Source organism: Streptomyces sp. CNT360 (assembly GCF_000424785.1).
Genome location: NZ_AUKO01000030.1, coordinates 27,530 through 44,217, shown reverse-complemented (window position 1 = coordinate 44,217; position 16,688 = coordinate 27,530). Strand labels below are relative to the sequence as shown.

General features: G+C 72.8%; 11 protein-coding genes. 5 read left to right on the top strand and 6 right to left on the bottom strand.

Going from position 1 to position 16,688, the window contains the following annotated elements; translation table 11 throughout:
* The first annotated feature begins 166 nt into the window (after positions 1 to 166).
* The 3 genes from H297_RS0122330 to rarD all read left to right on the top strand — a co-directional run bounded on the left by H297_RS0122330 (position 167) and on the right by rarD (position 4,547).
* Positions 167 to 2,104, top strand: coding sequence for a 2-oxoacid:acceptor oxidoreductase subunit alpha (locus H297_RS0122330; protein WP_027738870.1), 1,938 nt, complete (start codon positions 167 to 169; stop codon positions 2,102 to 2,104).
* Between the two features lie 121 nt (positions 2,105 to 2,225).
* Positions 2,226 to 3,260 carry a 2-oxoacid:ferredoxin oxidoreductase subunit beta gene (locus tag H297_RS0122325; protein ID WP_486589628.1) on the top strand — a complete coding sequence of 345 codons (1,035 nt, stop codon included), beginning with the start codon at positions 2,226 to 2,228 and terminating at the stop codon, positions 3,258 to 3,260.
* Between the two features lie 261 nt (positions 3,261 to 3,521).
* Positions 3,522 to 4,547, top strand: a complete 1,026-nt coding sequence (rarD, locus tag H297_RS0122320) for an EamA family transporter RarD (protein WP_027738868.1) — start codon at positions 3,522 to 3,524, stop codon at positions 4,545 to 4,547.
* 59 nt (positions 4,548 to 4,606) lie between these two features.
* Here rarD and H297_RS0122315 read toward each other — a convergent pair whose 3' ends face one another.
* From H297_RS0122315 to H297_RS0122300, 4 genes are all read right to left on the bottom strand, one after another.
* Positions 4,607 to 5,569: an ABC transporter permease gene (locus H297_RS0122315; protein ID WP_027738867.1), complete on the bottom strand. Its 963-nt coding sequence runs from the start codon at positions 5,567 to 5,569 to the stop codon at positions 4,607 to 4,609.
* Positions 5,556 to 6,524, bottom strand: a complete 969-nt coding sequence (locus tag H297_RS0122310; protein WP_027738866.1) for an ABC transporter ATP-binding protein — start codon at positions 6,522 to 6,524, stop codon at positions 5,556 to 5,558. Before H297_RS0122310 ends, H297_RS0122315 begins: the two co-directional genes overlap by 14 nt.
* Before the next feature lie 89 nt (positions 6,525 to 6,613).
* On the bottom strand, positions 6,614 to 7,873 hold the full coding sequence (locus H297_RS0122305; RefSeq protein WP_027738865.1) for an outer membrane lipoprotein carrier protein LolA: 1,260 nt from the start codon (positions 7,871 to 7,873) through the stop codon (positions 6,614 to 6,616).
* Positions 7,874 to 8,129: 256 nt separating this feature from the next.
* Positions 8,130 to 9,143 (bottom strand): polyprenyl synthetase family protein, encoded by a 1,014-nt coding sequence (locus tag H297_RS0122300; protein ID WP_027738864.1) that lies wholly within the window; start codon positions 9,141 to 9,143, stop codon positions 8,130 to 8,132.
* A 492-nt stretch (positions 9,144 to 9,635) separates the two neighbouring features.
* On the opposite strand from H297_RS0122300, the gene H297_RS0122295 reads away from it, so the two are divergent.
* Together H297_RS0122295 and H297_RS0122290 are read left to right on the top strand one after the other, a co-directional pair.
* Positions 9,636 to 11,075 (top strand): oligopeptide:H+ symporter, encoded by a 1,440-nt coding sequence (locus tag H297_RS0122295; RefSeq protein WP_027738863.1) that lies wholly within the window; start codon positions 9,636 to 9,638, stop codon positions 11,073 to 11,075.
* Positions 11,076 to 11,164: 89 nt separating this feature from the next.
* A complete protein-coding gene (locus tag H297_RS0122290) occupies positions 11,165 to 13,192 on the top strand; it encodes a CocE/NonD family hydrolase (RefSeq protein ID WP_027738862.1) in 2,028 nt (675 codons plus the stop codon).
* Positions 13,193 to 13,308: 116 nt separating this feature from the next.
* Here the strand turns inward: H297_RS0122290 and H297_RS0122285 are convergent, their stop codons facing one another.
* Positions 13,309 to 14,661, bottom strand: a complete 1,353-nt coding sequence (locus H297_RS0122285) for a hypothetical protein (protein WP_027738861.1) — start codon at positions 14,659 to 14,661, stop codon at positions 13,309 to 13,311.
* Positions 14,648 to 16,639: a hypothetical protein gene (locus H297_RS43335; protein WP_158693719.1), complete on the bottom strand. Its 1,992-nt coding sequence runs from the start codon at positions 16,637 to 16,639 to the stop codon at positions 14,648 to 14,650. The genes H297_RS0122285 and H297_RS43335 overlap by 14 nt, the downstream gene beginning before the upstream one ends.
* Positions 16,640 to 16,688: the final 49 nt, after the last annotated feature.

Below are 16,688 nucleotides of genomic sequence, written 5' to 3'. Positions count from 1 at the left end.
GCGGTGCCGGGGCGGCCCGGCGGCAGTGCGGTACGCGGTGGCGTGCGGCCCGCAGGACGACCAGCGTCTCAATCAGGCGTCCACGATGGGAACAGCCCCGGGAAGGCAACCCTTAGCAACGTACGATGGCTGACGAGCCGCCGCCTTGAGGGAGGTCCGATCCACCGTGACCAGTCAGGTCGATAGCCCAGTGGGCCCACACTCCGGCCCGCAGGGGGGCCAGGAGGCCGGGCGGGACGCCGAGAGCAAAGAGGTCCGGCGCCTGGACCGGGTGATCATCCGGTTCGCGGGCGACTCCGGCGACGGCATGCAGCTGACCGGGGACCGCTTCACGTCCGAGACGGCGTCGTTCGGCAACGACCTGTCGACGCTGCCGAACTTCCCGGCCGAGATCCGCGCCCCCGCGGGCACGCTGCCGGGCGTCTCCAGCTTCCAGCTGCACTTCGCCGACCACGACATCCTCACGCCGGGCGACGCACCGGACGTGCTGGTGGCGATGAATCCGGCGGCGCTGAAGGCCAACATCGCGGACGTGCCGCGCGGCGCCGAGATCATCGTCAACACGGACGAGTTCACCAAGCGGGCGATGGCCAAGGTCGGCTACGACGGCAGCCCGCTGGAGGACGGCTCGCTGGACGGCTACAGCGTGCACCGGGTGCCGTTGACGACGCTGACCGTGGAGGCGCTCAAGAGCTTCGAGCTGGGCCGCAAGGAGGCCGGGCGGTCGAAGAACATGTTCGCGCTGGGCCTGCTGTCGTGGATGTACCACCGGCCCACCGAGCAGACCGAGGCGTTCCTGCGGTCGAAGTTCGCGAAGAAACCGGACATCGCCGAGGCGAACATCGCCGCCTTCCGGGCGGGCTGGAACTTCGGGGAGACGACGGAGGACTTCGCGGTCTCCTACGAGGTGGCCCCGGCCTCCTCCGCCTTCCCGCCCGGGACGTACCGCAACATCTCGGGAAACCTCGCCCTGTCTTACGGACTGGTCGCCGCGTCTCAGCAGGCGGACCTTCCGCTGTTCCTGGGCTCCTACCCGATCACCCCGGCCTCCGACGTGCTGCACGAGCTGAGCAAGCACAAGAACTTCGGGGTGCGCTCCTTCCAGGCGGAGGACGAGATCGCGGGGATCGGCGCGGCGCTGGGTGCCGCGTTCGGCGGCTCCCTCGCGGTCACCACCACCTCGGGGCCCGGTGTGGCACTGAAGTCGGAGACGATCGGCCTGGCCGTCTCCCTGGAGCTGCCGCTGCTCATCGTCGACATCCAGCGCGGCGGCCCGAGCACCGGCCTGCCGACCAAGACCGAGCAGGCCGACCTGCTCCAGGCGATGTACGGCCGCAACGGCGAGGCGCCGGTGCCGATCGTGGCGCCGGCCACCCCGGCGGACTGCTTCACGGCGGCCCTGGACGCCGCCCGCATCGCGCTCACCTACCGCACGCCGGTGTTCCTGCTGTCGGACGGCTACCTGGCCAACGGCTCCGAGCCCTGGCGGATCCCCGACGTGGACGACCTGCCCGACCTGCGGGTGCAGTTCGCCTCGGGCCCCAACCACGAGCTGGCCGACGGCACCGAGGTCTACTGGCCCTACAAGCGCGACCCGCACACCCTGGCCCGCCCCTGGGCGGTACCGGGCACCCCCGGGCTCGAACACCGCATCGGCGGCATCGAGAAGCAGGACGGCACGGGCAACATCTCCTACGACCCGGCCAACCACGACTTCATGGTGCGCACCCGCCAGGCGAAGGTGGACGGCATCGAGGTGCCGGACGTGGAGGTCAGCGACCCGAGCGGCTCCGCGAAGCTGCTGGTGCTGGGCTGGGGTTCCACCTACGGTCCCATCACCGCCGCCGTCCGCCGCGTCCGGAACGCCGGCGAGGAGATCGCGCAGGCCCATCTGCGCCACCTCAACCCGTTCCCGCGGAATCTCGGTGAGGTGCTGCGGCGTTACGAGAAGGTCGTCGTTCCCGAGATGAACCTCGGTCAGCTCGCGACGCTCGTCCGCGCCCGGTACCTGGTCGACGCGCAGTCGTACACGCAGGTCCGCGGGCTGCCCTTCAAGGCCGAGCAGCTCGCGACCGCACTCAAGGAGGCTCTCGCACATGGCTGAGACCACCCCCGGCCTCGCCCCCGGGTCCGCCGGGGCCGCACAGCCCGCCGGGGCCGCGCCGGCCGGGGCCCCGGTCCCGGAGGCGCTGTCGCTGGTGCCCCGCGCCGAGGGCAAGCAGTCGATGAAGGACTTCAAGTCCGACCAGGAGGTCCGCTGGTGCCCCGGGTGCGGCGACTACGCCGTGCTGGCGGCCGTCCAGGGCTTCATGCCGGAGCTGGGGCTGGCGAAGGAGAACATCGTCTTCGTCTCCGGCATCGGCTGCTCGTCCCGCTTCCCGTACTACATGAACACCTACGGGATGCACTCCATCCACGGCCGCGCCCCGGCCATCGCGACCGGTCTGGCCAGCTCGCGGCGCGACCTGAGCGTATGGGTGGTCACCGGTGACGGCGACGCGCTGTCCATCGGCGGCAACCACCTCATCCACGCGCTGCGCCGCAACGTGAACCTGAAGATCCTGCTGTTCAACAACCGGATCTACGGGCTCACCAAGGGCCAGTACAGCCCCACATCCGAGGCCGGGAAGATCACGAAGTCCACGCCGATGGGCTCGCTGGACAGTCCGTTCAACCCGGTGTCGCTGGCGCTGGGTGCCGAGGCCTCGTTCGTGGCCCGCACGGTCGACTCCGACCGCAAGCACCTGACCGGTGTGCTGCGGGCCGCCGCCGACCACCCGGGCTCGGCGCTGGTGGAGATCTACCAGAACTGCAACATCTTCAACGACGGCGCCTTCGAGGCCCTCAAGGCTGCGTCTTCTCCACAAGCAGATGAGCAGGCGCAGGAGGCCGTCGTCCCGCTGGAGGAGGGCCGGCCGATCCGGTTCGGCGCCCCGGCCGAGGACGGCCTGGGCTCGAAGGGCGTCGTGCGGGACCCGGCCACCGGTGACCTGCGGGTCATCGACGTGACGCAGGAGGGCACCGCCGACGTGCTGGTGCACGACCCGCGGGCGGAGAGCCCGACGACGGCCTTCGCCCTCTCCCGGCTCGCCGACCCGGACACGCTGCACCACACCCCGATCGGGGTGCTGCGGGACGTGCGGCGGCCGGTCTACGACACCGAGATGGCGACCCAGTTGGAGCGCGCCGCCGAGCAGCAGGGCAAGGGCGACCTGTCGGCGCTGCTGCACGGCAACGACACCTGGACGGTGGTGGGCTGACCCCGCCCCCGCACAGCACCTCGTGAGGCCCGGCACCCGGTGGGATGCCGGGCCTCACAGCGTCTGCCACCTGAGCCGCGACAGGACCATAATCCGGTACGGAAATGACAACAGGGGAGGCGCCCGGTTACCTTCGACGGGCCGGTGCGCGCCGGTCGCAGGCACGCAGACCCGCACACACGGACGCACGGACAGCGGCCGCAGGAAGCAGTCGCAGGCACACACGTACGACGCATCCGGGACGCAAGGCAGGGAGGGCTCATGGGATCACCGAGCGCACAGCGCACAGGGCTGCTGTTCGGCTTCGCGGCGTACGGACTGTGGGGGCTCCTCCCGCTGTACTGGCACGCCCTCGCCGACACCGGCGCCGGTGAGGTCCTCGCCCACCGCATGGTGTGGTCGCTGCCGACCGCCCTGGTGATCCTGGCGGTGCTGCGCCGCTGGTCGTGGGTGACCGCGCTGATACGGCAGCCCAGGACGCTCGCCCTGGTGGTGGCCGCCGCGGCCGTGATCTCCGTCAACTGGGGCCTGTTCATCTGGGCCGTCAGCGCCGGCAAGGTGCTGGAGTCCTCCCTGGGCTACTTCATCAACCCGCTGGTCTCCATCGCGTTCGGCGTCCTGCTGCTGCGGGAGCGGCTGCGCGTCGCCCAGTGGGTGGCCGTCGGCATCGGCGCCCTCGCCGTCGTGGTGATGACCGTCGCCTACGGCCGGCTCCCCTGGGTCTCCCTCTGCCTGGCCCTCAGCTTCGCCACCTACGGGCTGATCAAGAAGCACGTCAAGCTGGAGGGTGTGGAGAGCTTCAGCGCGGAGACGGCGGTGCAGTTCCTGCCGGCGCTCGGCTTCCTGATCTACCTCGGCTCACGCGGCGACTCCACCTTCACCGCGGAGGGCACCGGCCACACCCTGCTGCTGGCCTGCGCCGGGGTGGCGACCGCACTGCCGCTGATCTTCTTCGGCAGCGCCGCCGTGCGGCTGCCGCTCTCCACGATCGGGCTGCTCCAGTACCTGGCCCCGGCCTTCATGTTCGTCCTGGGGCTGACGGTCTTCCACGAGGAGATGCCTCCGGAGCGGTGGGCGGGCTTCGGCCTGGTGTGGCTGGCCCTGTGCCTCCTCACCTGGGACGCCCTGCGCAACGCGCGCCGCGGCCGGGCCGCCCTGCGCGCCGCCGCCGAGCGGGCCCGCGCCCAGGGCGAGGGCGGCGCCGCGACGGCCGTGGCGCAGGCGTCGGCCGCACCGCCCGAGGCCCCCGGGACGCCTGAGACCCCCGAGGCCTCCCCCAGCGCCTGAGCGCCGGACTGCGACAGCCCGGCCACGACGTGAGCGCCGGGCCCCTCGTGACCGCCGGGCTACGACGTGATGTCGCGGCCCGCGAACCGGGCCCACGCCGCGGAGCCGAACACGGCCGTGTAGAGGCCCTGGAGGCCCAGGTTCTTGACGAGGTCGTCCCAGTAGACCGGGTCCCGCAGCAGGTCCGCGAAGCTCAGCCAGTACGTGGAGAAGAGATAGGGGCGGGCCGCGTCCAGCTGTGGGATCGCGCCGACGATCTGCACGGTGATCAGCAGCCCGACGGTGGTCGCCATGGCCGCGATGCCGCTGCCGGTCAGCGTGGAGACGAACAGCCCCAGCGCGGCGAGTCCGACCAGGCTGAGGGTGACCGCGACCGCCGTGGCGAGCGCGCGGAGCAGCCCCTCGCCGAAGGAGACGGCGGTCCCCGACAGCAGGGTGACCTCGCCGGTGGGGAAGAGCAGCGCTCCGGTCACCAGCGCGGAGACGGCGACGGTGAGCGTGGCGGCCAGACAGAAGGCCAGCACGGTGGTGAACTTCGCCAGCAGCAGCCGCGTCCGGCCCGCGGGGGCGACCAGCAGGTAGCGCAGCGTTCCGGCTCCGGCCTCGCCCGCCACGGCGTCGCCCGCGATCACCCCGACCGCCATCGGCAGGAAGAAGGGCAGGGTGGCGGCCAGGGCGGCGAAGACGAGGAAGAGCCCATTGCCGGTGACCTGGGAGAGGAAGGCGGGCCCCGCGCCGCCTTCCCCGCCGGCCGATCCGCCGTCGCCGGCCTCGATCCTCACCGCGACGCCGACGAGGACCGGTACGGCCGCCAGTACGGTCAGCAGCGCCAGGGTGCGCCAGCGCCGGAAGGTGACGACCAGCTCGCTGCGGAAGAGCCCGAGCGTCCACAGCATGCCGGGGCCCCGCCCGGCCGGAGCGCCCGCGGACCCGTCCGCCTCCTTCGGCCCAACCGCTTGCTCGAAGCCCGCGGCGCCCCGGGCGGCGGCCCCGGCGTCGTGTGCCGTCTCAGCCCGCGACATCGAAGCCCTCCCCGGTCAGTGACACGAACACGTCTTCGAGCGAGGCCCGGCGCAGCGCGAAGGAGCGGACCCGGACCCCGGCGCGGACCAGTGCCGCGTTCAGCTCGGCGAGCTCCCCCTCGGGCGGCTCCCCGCTGACCTCGTCCCCCTCGGTGACCAGATCGGCCACACCCTGCTCCTTGAGCACCCGCGCCGCCTCGCCCGGGTCCGGTGTGGTGACCGCCAGCCTGCCCCGGCCGCCCGCCGTCCCGGCGACCTCCGCGACCCGGCCCTGGGTGACCAGCCGCCCCCGGTGCATCACGGCGGTATGGGTGCACACCTGCTCGATCTCGTCGAGCAGATGGGAGGAGAGGAAGACGGTGCTGCCGTCGTGCGCCAGCTCCCGGATCAGCGCGCGGATCTCCCGCATGCCCTGCGGGTCGAGCCCGTTGGTGGGCTCGTCCAGCACCAGCAGCTCCCGCGGCCGCAGCAGGGCGGCGGCCAGCCCCAGGCGCTGTTTCATGCCGAGGGAGTAGGCGCGGGCCTTCTTGACCGCCGCCGCGGACAGGCCCACCCGCTCCAGCGCTCCCTCGACCCGGCGGGCGCGGGTACGCGGGTCGGCGGTGGGGTCGGCCGCGTCGTAGCGCAGGAGGTTCTCCCGTCCGGTGAGGAAGCCGTAGAGGGCGGGGCCCTCGATGAGGGCGCCCACCCTCGGCAGTACCTGTCGCGCCGAGCCGGGCATTAGAGCGCCCAGCAGGTGCGCGGTGCCGTCCGTGGGCTCGATCAGGCCGAGCAGCATCCGGATGGTGGTGGTCTTCCCGGAGCCGTTCGGGCCCAGGAAGCCGAAGACGCTGCCGCGCGGAACCGACAGATCGAGGCCGTCGACGGCGAGCTGACCGCCGCGGTAGCGCTTGGTGAGCCCCTGGGTGGAGATCACGGCACTCGCACCCTCCTGTGCGGCGGCCGGCTCGCTCATGGCCTCCCTTCCCCTTCTTCTCGGTGCTGCCCCGGTGCTGCCCCGGTGCTGCCCCGGTGCTGCTTGGCTTCCTGTTCTCTTCGTCGCTGCTACTTGGCGGCCTGGTTCGCCGCCTCGACGAGGCCCTTCTTGGTGACGGCGCCGACGTAGACCTCGCCGTCGTCGGTCATCAGGGCGTTGACCAGGCGCGTGTGGAGGATCCGGCCGGTACCGAAGTCGCCCTCGACCTCCTCGGTGAGGCTGTCGAGCAGCTTGCCGGCCTGCCCGCCCTTGCCGCCGCCCTTGCCCGGCTCCGCACCGCCGAGTCCGCCCGGCATCCCGCTGTCGAGCTTGGCGACCTTGCCCCAGTCCCCGGCCTTCTTGTTGACGACCTCCAGCCCGGAGAGCCCCGAGGATCCCAGGAGCCCCTTGCCGGACCGGCCCCGGTCACCGGAGCCGTGGTGCGGCTCCGCCTCGGTGACCTTCGCACCCTTCGGCGGGGTGAAGTCGAAGGCGCTCGCATCCGGCCTGCCGAAGTCGATCTTGGTGTAGGCCACGTCGACTGCCGGCTTGCCGCCCTCCTTCGGAGTGAGGGTGAACTTCAGCGGCAGCCCCTTGTCCGCGTCCACGGCTATCCGGATGGACTCCACCGTGGACTCCGGGGCGTTCTTGGGCGTCAGGACGAGCTGGTAGGCGTCCCGCCCGGCGATCTTCGCGGTGCCGTCCACGCGCACCGAGGTGGACGGACCGACCGCCTTGAGGGCCTGCCGCGCCGCCTGTTGCGGGGTGACGTCCTCGGGCATGCCCGTACGGCCGCCGTCGCCGCCCTGCTGCTTGCCGTGCCCGGGTGCCTCGGCGTGCCAGGCGGCGTCGGTCCTGCTGTCGTACGCCCACAGGGAGCGGCCGTTGTGGACGATGCTGTACTCGGCGGCGTCCTCCAGGACGGAGACGCGCTGCTTGTCGGGGCCGTCCGCGGCGAAGCGGAGGGTGTGGTCCCCGGAGGCCAGCTCCGTGAGCTTGGCGCCCGGCGAGGCGTCGGGCTTCCCGCTGTCGCCGCTGCTCCCGCCGGCCTCCTCGCCGCCGGGACCGTGCGTACCGCCGAAGCCGCCGCCGGAGCCTCCGGAGCCGCCCGGGAGCGACGGAAGTCCGAGGTCGGTGCCGACCTTGACGGTTCCGGACAGGTGTTCGGCATCGGACGCGGCCATCTTGGCGACCAGGTCCTGTGCGCTGATCTTCGGCAGGTCGGGATCTCCGGAGCTGGCAAGGGCCGGCACCAGGCCGACGGTTGCCGCGGCCAGCCCGGCGACGGCGACCGGCACGCCGTACCGCGCCGCCTTGCGACGCGGGTTCCTCGGTTGGATCTGTGCCATCTGTCTGTCCTACCTCCGTGCTCGGCGGCGGCTGGAAAGGTCGCACTCGTCCACCCCTGGCCGCCATTCTCACCCGAATCGGTGCGGGGTGGGTGCTTCCATGGCAACAAATCCCCCGCCGAGCCGCGTCAGCCGCCGGAGGCAGATCGGGCTACTCCCCCGGGATGACAGGGCTCCACCTTCCGGTTGGCAGCCGCACGGGCCATCTCAGGGGCGCCGCAGCAGACTTGGAACGGTCCGCGCGGGCCGGGGCCCGTCAGCCCGCCCGGTCCACCACCAGGGTGCACAGCCCGGACAGGGCCTCCTTGGCAGCGTTGTCCGGCAGCGGCGCCAGCATCTCGCGGGCCTCGTCGGCGTAGCGGACGGTGGTGCGGCGGGCCTGCTCCAGCGCGGGGTGGACACGCAGCCGGGAGAGCGCGTCGGCGAGCCGGCCGTCGTCGCTCAGGTCCCCGTCGAGCAGCGCGCACAGCTCGCGGTCCTCGCGGGTGGCCTGCGGGCTCGCGGCGCGCGCCCGCAGGTAGAGGACCGGCAGCGTGGCGATGCCCTCGCGCAGGTCGGTGCCGGGGGTCTTGCCGGACTCGTGTTCGTCGCTGGCGATGTCGAGCACGTCGTCGGCGAGCTGGAAGGCGATGCCGACCCGCTCGCCGTACTGCGTGAGCACCGAGACGGTGCGCTCGTCGGCGCCCGACATCATGGCGCCGAAGCGGCAGGCGACGGCGATCAGGGAGCCGGTCTTGCCGGCGATCACGTCGAGGTAGTGGTCGATGGCGTCGTGGCCCTCGGCGGGGCCCGCGGTCTCCAGGATCTGCCCGGTCACCAGGCGTTCGAACGCCTGCGCCTGGATCCGGACGGCCTCGGGACCGAGGTCGGCCAGTATGTGGGAGGCACGGGAGAAGAGGAAGTCGCCGGTGAGCACGGCCACGGAATTGTCCCAGTTGGCGTTGGCGCTGGGCACGCCGCGGCGGACGTCGGCCTCGTCCATGACGTCGTCGTGGTACAGCGTCGCGAGGTGGGTCAGCTCGACCACCACCGCGGCGGGGACGACACCGGGCGCGTGGGAGTCGCCGAACTGCGACCCCAGCATCACCAGCAGCGGCCGGAACCTTTTGCCTCCGGCCCGCACCAGGTGCTGCGCCGCGCCCGTTATGAACGGCACGTCGCTCTTGGTGGCCTCGATGAGGCCCTCCTCGACGGCCGCCAATCCGGCCAGGACATCGGCTTCGAGAGCCTGGTCCCGCACGCTCAGCCCGAAGGGCCCGACGACGGTCACGAGGGGTACTCCTGTCTGCGTACGTGGAACGAACGGCTACGGGTGGCCTACTGCTTGCTGTACTGCTGTGCTGCGTTGCTGCTCTGTTCCGCTGCTGTTCCGCTGCTGGTTCGCCTGCTGCATCCGCCTGCGCGCCGCTGGGGGCACGCGTCGCGTGGGCCACCCTCTCCTGGCAGCGTAACCGGTCACATAACGATCACGGTCGGCGCCTGCCCAGCAGAACGCTCTTGGCGCGCCATGCCGGGATATACGGGTTATGTTGCAAGTCACCTGTTGCGTGCGGTTTGCGGCGGAGCATCCGGGACAGCAGACGCACTCGAATCGCCGAACGTGTCAGGAGCAGCTTCCGTGTCCCCCAGACCCAGCCAGGACCCGACGCCGGACGGACGGGACGCGGGCGGGAACCCTACGTCCCCCACCGGCCCCGCGGACACCGCGGGTCCCCCTGGCGCCGCTGCGCCCGACGGGCCTCCGCCCACCGGGCGTGACTTCCTGGGGCAGCCCCGCGGTCTGCTCCCGCTCTCCGGTCTGGAGGTCTGGGAGCGCTTCTCGTTCCTGGGCATGCAGGCCATTCTGGTCCTCTTCTTCTCCGCCACCGCCGCCGACGGCGGCCTGGGCATGGAGCCGGGCGCCGCCGCCTCGATCGCGGCCGGCTACAGCACGCTGGTCTACCTGCTGTCGGTGGCGGGCGGCTGGATCGCCGACCGGATGCTCGGCTCCTACCGTTCGGTCCTCTACGGGGCCTTCCTCATCGCCTGCGGCCACTACGCGATGGCGATTCCCACGGACGCCTCCACCTGGGTCGGCCTGGGCCTGATCAGTGCGGGCACCGGCATGCTCAAGCCGAACGTCGCCGCCATGGTCGGCAAGCTGTACTCGGCCACCGACGAGCGCCGGGACGCCGGTTTCTCGCTCTACTACATGAGCATCAACATCGGCGCCTTCCTCGGTCCGATCGTCACCGGCCTGCTGGGCGAGGACATCGACTGGCACTGGGGTTTCTCGGCGGCGGCCGTCGGCATGACGTTCGGCATCATCCAGTACGTCGCCGGGCGCCGGCACCTGGCCGGGCGCAAGGAGGGCGCCGAGTTCCCGCTGCCGCCCGCGGCCATGCGCCGCGCGGTGTGGCTGAGCGTCGCCGGGGTCGCGGTGGTGGCGGCGGTGTGCGTGGCGCTGTCGCTGCTGGGGGCGCTGACCCTGTCGGGCTTCGTGGACGCGCTGACGTACGTGTCCATGGCGGCGCCCGTCGTCTACTTCGCGGTCATGTGGCGCAGCCCCCGGGTGACGCCGCAGGAGCGCGGCAGGCTGCGGCCGTTCCTGGTGCTGTGGCTGGCCTCCGTCGCGTTCAACTTCGTGCTCTTCCAGTCCTACACGGTGCTGGTGCTGCTCACGGACGCCCATGTGAACACCAGCATCTTCGGCTTCCACGCCCCGTCGAGCTGGATCAGCTCCGCGCTGGGGGCCGTCTCGGTGCTGTCCGCGCCGTTCATCGCCCGGACCTGGCAGCGGATGGGGCCCCGGCAGCCGCAGGCCTCGAACAAGCTGGCGGCCGGTGTGCTGCTGGGCGGGCTCGGCTTCCTCGTCCTCGTCCCCGTCCTGCTGGGCACCTCCGGCGGTACGGGCTGGCGGATCAGCCTGGTGTGGATCGTGCTGTCCGTGCTGTTCATCGGCGTCGGCGACGTGCTGCTGGAGTCCACCGGACTGTCGGCCACCAGCAAGCTGGCACCGGCCGCCTTCAGCAGCCAGGCGCTCGCCCTGTGGTTCCTCTCGCTCGCCCTGGCCACCGGCGTCCAGGCGCAGACGGTGAAGTTCTACGGGCAGGTCTCCGACAGCCTCTACTTCACGGTCAACGGCGCGGTCGCCGTCGTCGTGGCGGCGGCCGTCTTCGCGGTGGCCCCGTGGCTGCGCCGCACCATGCACCCGATCCACTGAGCCGCGCCCCACCCGGTCCGCCCATCGCTCCGACTCGGCGGACCCCCGGTGCGCGGGATCATTCCGCGTATGTCCGAGGATTTACAGCTATGCACATCCGCACCCCTGACCAGTTCCCCTACCGCGTCGTCCGTGAGGACCTGTGGATCCCCACGCCGACCGGCGAGCATCTGTACGCGCGCGTATGGCGGCCGGTGACCGACGAGCCCGTCCCGGTGCTGCTGGAGTACCTGCCCTACCGGCTCAGCGACTGGACCGCCCCGCGCGACGCCCAGCGCCACCCCTGGTACGCGGGGCACGGCTACGCCTCCGTCCGCGTGGACGTGCGCGGCCACGGCAACGCGGAGGGCCTGCCCGGCGACGAGTACGACGAGCGCGAGCTGGCCGACGGCGAGGCCGTGATCGCCTGGCTCGCCGGCCGGCCGTGGTCCAGCGGCAAGGTCGGCATGTTCGGCATCTCCTGGGGCGGCTTCAACAGCCTCCAGCTCGCCGCCCGCGCACCCGAAGCGCTCAAGGCGATCGTCACCGTCTGCTCCACGGACGACCGCTACGACAACGACGTGCACTACATGGGCGGCTCCGTGCTGGCCGTGGACATGCACGCCTGGGCCTCCACCATGCTCGCCTTCGCCTGCCGGCCGCCGGACCCGGCGCAGGTCGGCGACGCCTGGCGGGACATGTGGCTGCGCCGCCTGGAGGCCGTCGACCCGTTCATCCACACCTGGCTGGACCACCAGACGCGCGACGCCTACTGGAAGCACGGCAGCGCCTGCGAGGACTACGGCTCCATCGGCGCCGCCGTCCTGGCCGTCGGCGGCTGGCACGACCCCTACCGCGACACCGTGCTGCGGCTGGTCGAGCACCTGCCGCGGGAGAGCGGCGCCCCGGTCCGCGGGCTGATCGGCCCCTGGTCGCACCAGTACCCCGACCGGGGGCTGCCGCCCGGACCGGCCATCGGCTTCCTCCAGGAGACGCTGCGCTGGTGGGACCAGTGGCTCAAGGACGAGGACACCGGCGTCATGGACGAGCCGCTGCTGCGCTCGTGGATCAGCGACTCGCACCCGCCGGCCACCGTGTACGACCGGCTGGACGGCCGCTGGGTGGGCGACCCGGCGTGGCCCTCCCCCGCGGTCACCATGACGCCGTACGAACTGCCCGGCAGCGGCCCCTTCGTGGTGCGCTCACCGCAGCACACCGGGGTGGACGCGGGGCGCTTCTTCCCGTTCGGGAACGAGGCCGACCTGCCGCCCGACCAGCGCGAGGAGGACGGGCGCTCGGTCTGCTTCGACTCGGCGGTGCTGGAGGGGCGCGTGGAGGTGCTGGGGCGGCCCCGCGTACGGCTGCGCCTCACCAGCGACGTACCCCGCGGCCAGGTCATCGCGCGGGTGTGCGACGTGGCACCGGACGGCTCCTCCACGCTGGTGACCCGCGGCGTGCTCAACCTGACCGCACGTCAGGGCCGGGACCGCATCGTGGAGTGGCAGCCCGGCACCACCGAGGACGTCACCTTCGACCTCAACGGCATCGGGCACGCCTTCCCCGCCGGGCACCGGATCCGGCTCGCCCTCTCCTCGGCGTACTGGCCCTGGATCTGGCCGCAGCCGGGCAGCGAGGCCGGCTGGGTGCTCGACCCCTCGCGCAGCACCCTGGAGTTGCCCGTCCGCGACCCGGGCGCCGACGCGGACACGCCCCCGATCCGGTTCGAGGAGCCCGAACAGGCCGAGCCGTTGGGGGTGCGCTACCCCGACGCGGAGGGCGGCGGGCAGCGACCCGAGCGCCGGGTGGTGCGGGACGTGGCTGCCGGAACGTGGCAGTTGGAGGTGGACCCGCGCTACGGCGGCACCCGCGTGTACCCGGACGGGCTGGAGTTCACGGAGGACGCCCTGGAGTCGTACGAGATCCACGAGAGCGACCCGCTCCGCGCCCGGGCCGTCTCCCGGTGGCAGGTCGGCCTGCGCAGGCCCGCCCTCGCCTGGGACGCCACGCTGGAGACCCGCTCGGAACTGCGTGCCGACCGCAACGACTTCATCGCCGTCAACGAGGTGGTGTGCCGGGACGGCGGCAGCGAGGTCTTCCGCCGGCGTTGGGAGCGCCGCATCCCCCGCACGGCAGGCTGACCCCCGCACGGGACACCCGGCCCCGCACCGCGGGCCGGCCCGCACGGGCGCGGGCACGTACAGGTGCCGGGCACGCACGGCAGGCCGACCCGCACCGATGCCGTGCTGACAGGCCGTCAGGTGCGGTCGCGGCGGTGGGCGGCGCGGGTGAAGTCGCCCCGCTGGACGCGGGCGGCCAGCGGTTCTGCGATGAGGGAGCCGTATCCGGTGGCGGCCCACAGGCTGCGCTCGGCGGGGACCTGGAAGTAGGGCACCTCGCGGTCCCCGTCCGTGTCCCTCAGCACCTCAGGGGGGCGGTGCGCCCGGACGGCCTCGGCGCACCGCCCGCACGCCGCCACGTCCAGGGCGTCCCGCTGCCCGAGCGGGCGCCAGCGGACCCGCCGCACGGCGCCCCCGTGCAGCGGGTGGAAGAAGCACAGGGGCAGCGGCTCGCGGCGCCGCGCCGCCCGTGGGCCCCGCTTGCCGGCGGCCCGCAGAGCGGCGCGGCCCTCGGCGACCAGCGCCAGGGCGCCCGCCAGGTCGGGCACGCCCGCGGCCGCGTCGGACACGGTCGCGGCCGCCTCGTACGCGTCGAGTGCCCGGCGCAGCGCGTCACCCGAGGCGTCCGTACCGTCCGCCGCCGCGTCCCCGGCGGGCCCGGTGTATCCGGCCACGTCCTCGCCGAGGTGGACGACCTCCTCCCGCACCCGCTTGCGCAGGGCGCGCTCGTTCTCGCGGCGGGCTGCGGCGAACACCGACTGCGTCAGCACCGCGGGCAGCCCCGCGGCCCGGCGCGCACGCCACCACAGCAGGCCGGCCACGCCGAGCACGAGCACGGCGCCCGCCCCCGCGAGGTAGGGCACCGGTGCCGGGAGGCCGGAGTCCTTCCCGTCCGCCGTCCCGGGTGCCGCGGAGTCGTCGTCCTTGGTTCGTGCCTTCTCGTAGACGCGCATCCCGTCGCCCTCGGCGGTGAGGTCGACGGCACGGGAGAAGCGCTGCGGGTAGCCCTTCTTCTCCATGGCGTCCAACTCGTCCACGGCCCAGGCCGCGTACCGGGCCTCGTACCGCTCCTCGTCCGGCCACTCGTACCCCTCCAGGGAACCGTCGTCCCAGCTGGAGTTGGTCAGCACGATGAACTCGTGATCGCCTTGGGCCAGTGCGTCGTGCAGGATCCCGGCGAGCTGCTCGGGGGAGCCGTTCCAGGCGTCGGAGCCCTCGCCCGTGCCGTCGGTGAAGGGCATCAGGACGACCTTGAGGGGCAGCCCGGTCTTCTCGATGTGCCGCTCCAGCGTGCGTTCCTGGGCCCGGGACATCTTCGAGCGGTAGGAGTCGGCGACGTACACCGGCGAGGAGCGCAGGGCGGAGGCGATCCGGTCACCGGGCGAGGCCACCGGGGCTGCGGCCCGCGCGTGGGCGGAGGTGCCCAGGGCGACCGTACCCAGCAGAAGGGCGACAGCGCCCGCCCGGCGGGAGCGGTCACTCAGCGACATCGGACACATGGAGCTGCTCCCTGACCTGATCGATGAGCCGTCGGACGTCCGTCGCCCGGCCGGGCCCCAGCGGTCCCGGCGCGTCCTCGTACGGCACCGGGGCGCCGTCCGCGCCCGGCAGCAGCAGGCGGAGACTCTCCTGCCCCTGGGGGGCCGTGCGGCAGGGGACACATCCGTGCTCGAAGGTGCCGTGCAGCGGGTTGACGGAGCACAACCGGCGCCGGTGCACGCGGCGTCCGTTCCGGTCGAGTCCTGCGCGTCCCGCCCTGATCAGCGCGAGTGCCGCCGCGAGATCGCCCGCCCGGGCGTCCGCGTCGATGCGCCCGTCGCCCTGCTGGTCGAGCAGGAGAGTCGCGGCGTCCAGACAGCTCCACACGTAGCTGTGGACGGTGGGGTTCAGCCCGTCCTCGGCCTCGGAGTACGCGTCGGCCAGGTCCCGCAGTTCCCTTCCCGCCGTTCTGCGGAGCCAGGCGGGACGGGGCCGCGAGGGGGCCTCCGGCGTCCCGTTGCCGGGAGCTGCCCCGCCTGCCGGCCGTCCCGGCAGGGCCCCGGCCACACGTGCGCCTCCGCCGCGTCGCCGGAGGGCGACCCCGCCCCAGCCGACCAGCACGGCACCGGCACTGATGCCGGCCGCGGGCCAGTAGGCGCCGGAGTCGATCGGCTGGAGAGCCGTGTCCTCGACGTGCGCCCGCCCGGGGAGGTCCGGGTGTCCCGGCGGGCCCTCGGGGACCTTCTCGATGTGCCGGGCCAGCGCGGCGATCCGGCGGTCGAGCTGCGGGCCGGCCTGCGTGTCCTCGGGGCCGGAGTGGATCCACTCGCTGTAGTCGTCCAGCTCGTTGCCGGCGAGCTTCACGCCGTGGTTGACGACGGTGATGTCGTACCCCTCGAAGCCGTCGCCGCCCGCGAGGATGTAGAGACCGTCCTTGTCGAGGGTCTTGTGCAGCCGGTGCAGGAACAGGTCCGCTTCCCCGCTCGACTCGTCGTCGTGAGTGAGGGACGGCAGGACGACGAGCCGGGCGGGCACCTCCAGTGCGGCCAGGCGCTTCTCGACGGCGGTCAGCTTGCTGCCGCTCAGCGCGGGAGGCGACTCCGCGTCCTGGTAGACCGACGCGGTACGCAGGCCGTCGGCGACCCTCTCGGCCCGCAGTTGGAGGTCGTGCGCGGTCGGACGGGCCATGGGGACGGGTGTCTCCCTGCCCGCGAAGGCGACCGTCGCGGAGTGCGCCAGCACGGTGGCGGCGAGCGCACCGGCCACCGGTACCCCGTAGCCGAGGAGCGGGTGGCGGTGACGGCGGCGGTGCCGGTGGACGGCACAGCCGACGGCGAGGACGAGCACCGGCACCGCCCCGGTCAGGACTCCGGCCACGCCCGCGCTGACGGAGCGGTCCTCCCGCGAGGTGTACAACCGCTCGGGCTCCTGATCCCCGTCGAGGTACTTCTCCTCGGCGTCCGACCGGCGCTCGGCGGCTTCGTCTTCGCCCTTGCCGAGGATGTCCACGAACCGGGTGAAGGTGTCCAGTGCTGTGGCGTCCGAGGGCATCTCCAGCCCCGCCGCCCCGGCGGCGTCCTCCGCCGGGACATCCACCCCGTAGGCCGCGGCGCTGACTTGGTCGGAGCCGGCCAGGGTGCCGTCGACGACGACGTAGAGCCCCTTGCGGCCCAGTTTCCGGTGGACGGCCGACAGGATCTCGTCGGGCAGGTAGGTGGGATCGGAGGGGCCCACCAGGACGTACGTCGGCACCTTCGTGCGTTTCGCCTGGGCGGTGAAGCGGGGCGCGGCGGAGCGCGGAACCGCGAGAGGTATCTGGTCCGAGACGTGAACCGGGTGCTCCCTCAACTGCCGTGCGAACCAGGCGGCCTCATGGGCCAGTCCGGCCCGGGACCGGGCGCCGGCCGGTTCCGTGGCCGCTGCCCCTTGCACGGGCCCGAGCACTGCCGCCAGCAGTACGGCGCCCGCGGCAGCCTTCACACCTCGCACAACGCTGCCCCCTCAGACGTTTGTGCGTACGGATCCTACGCGGCCCGGT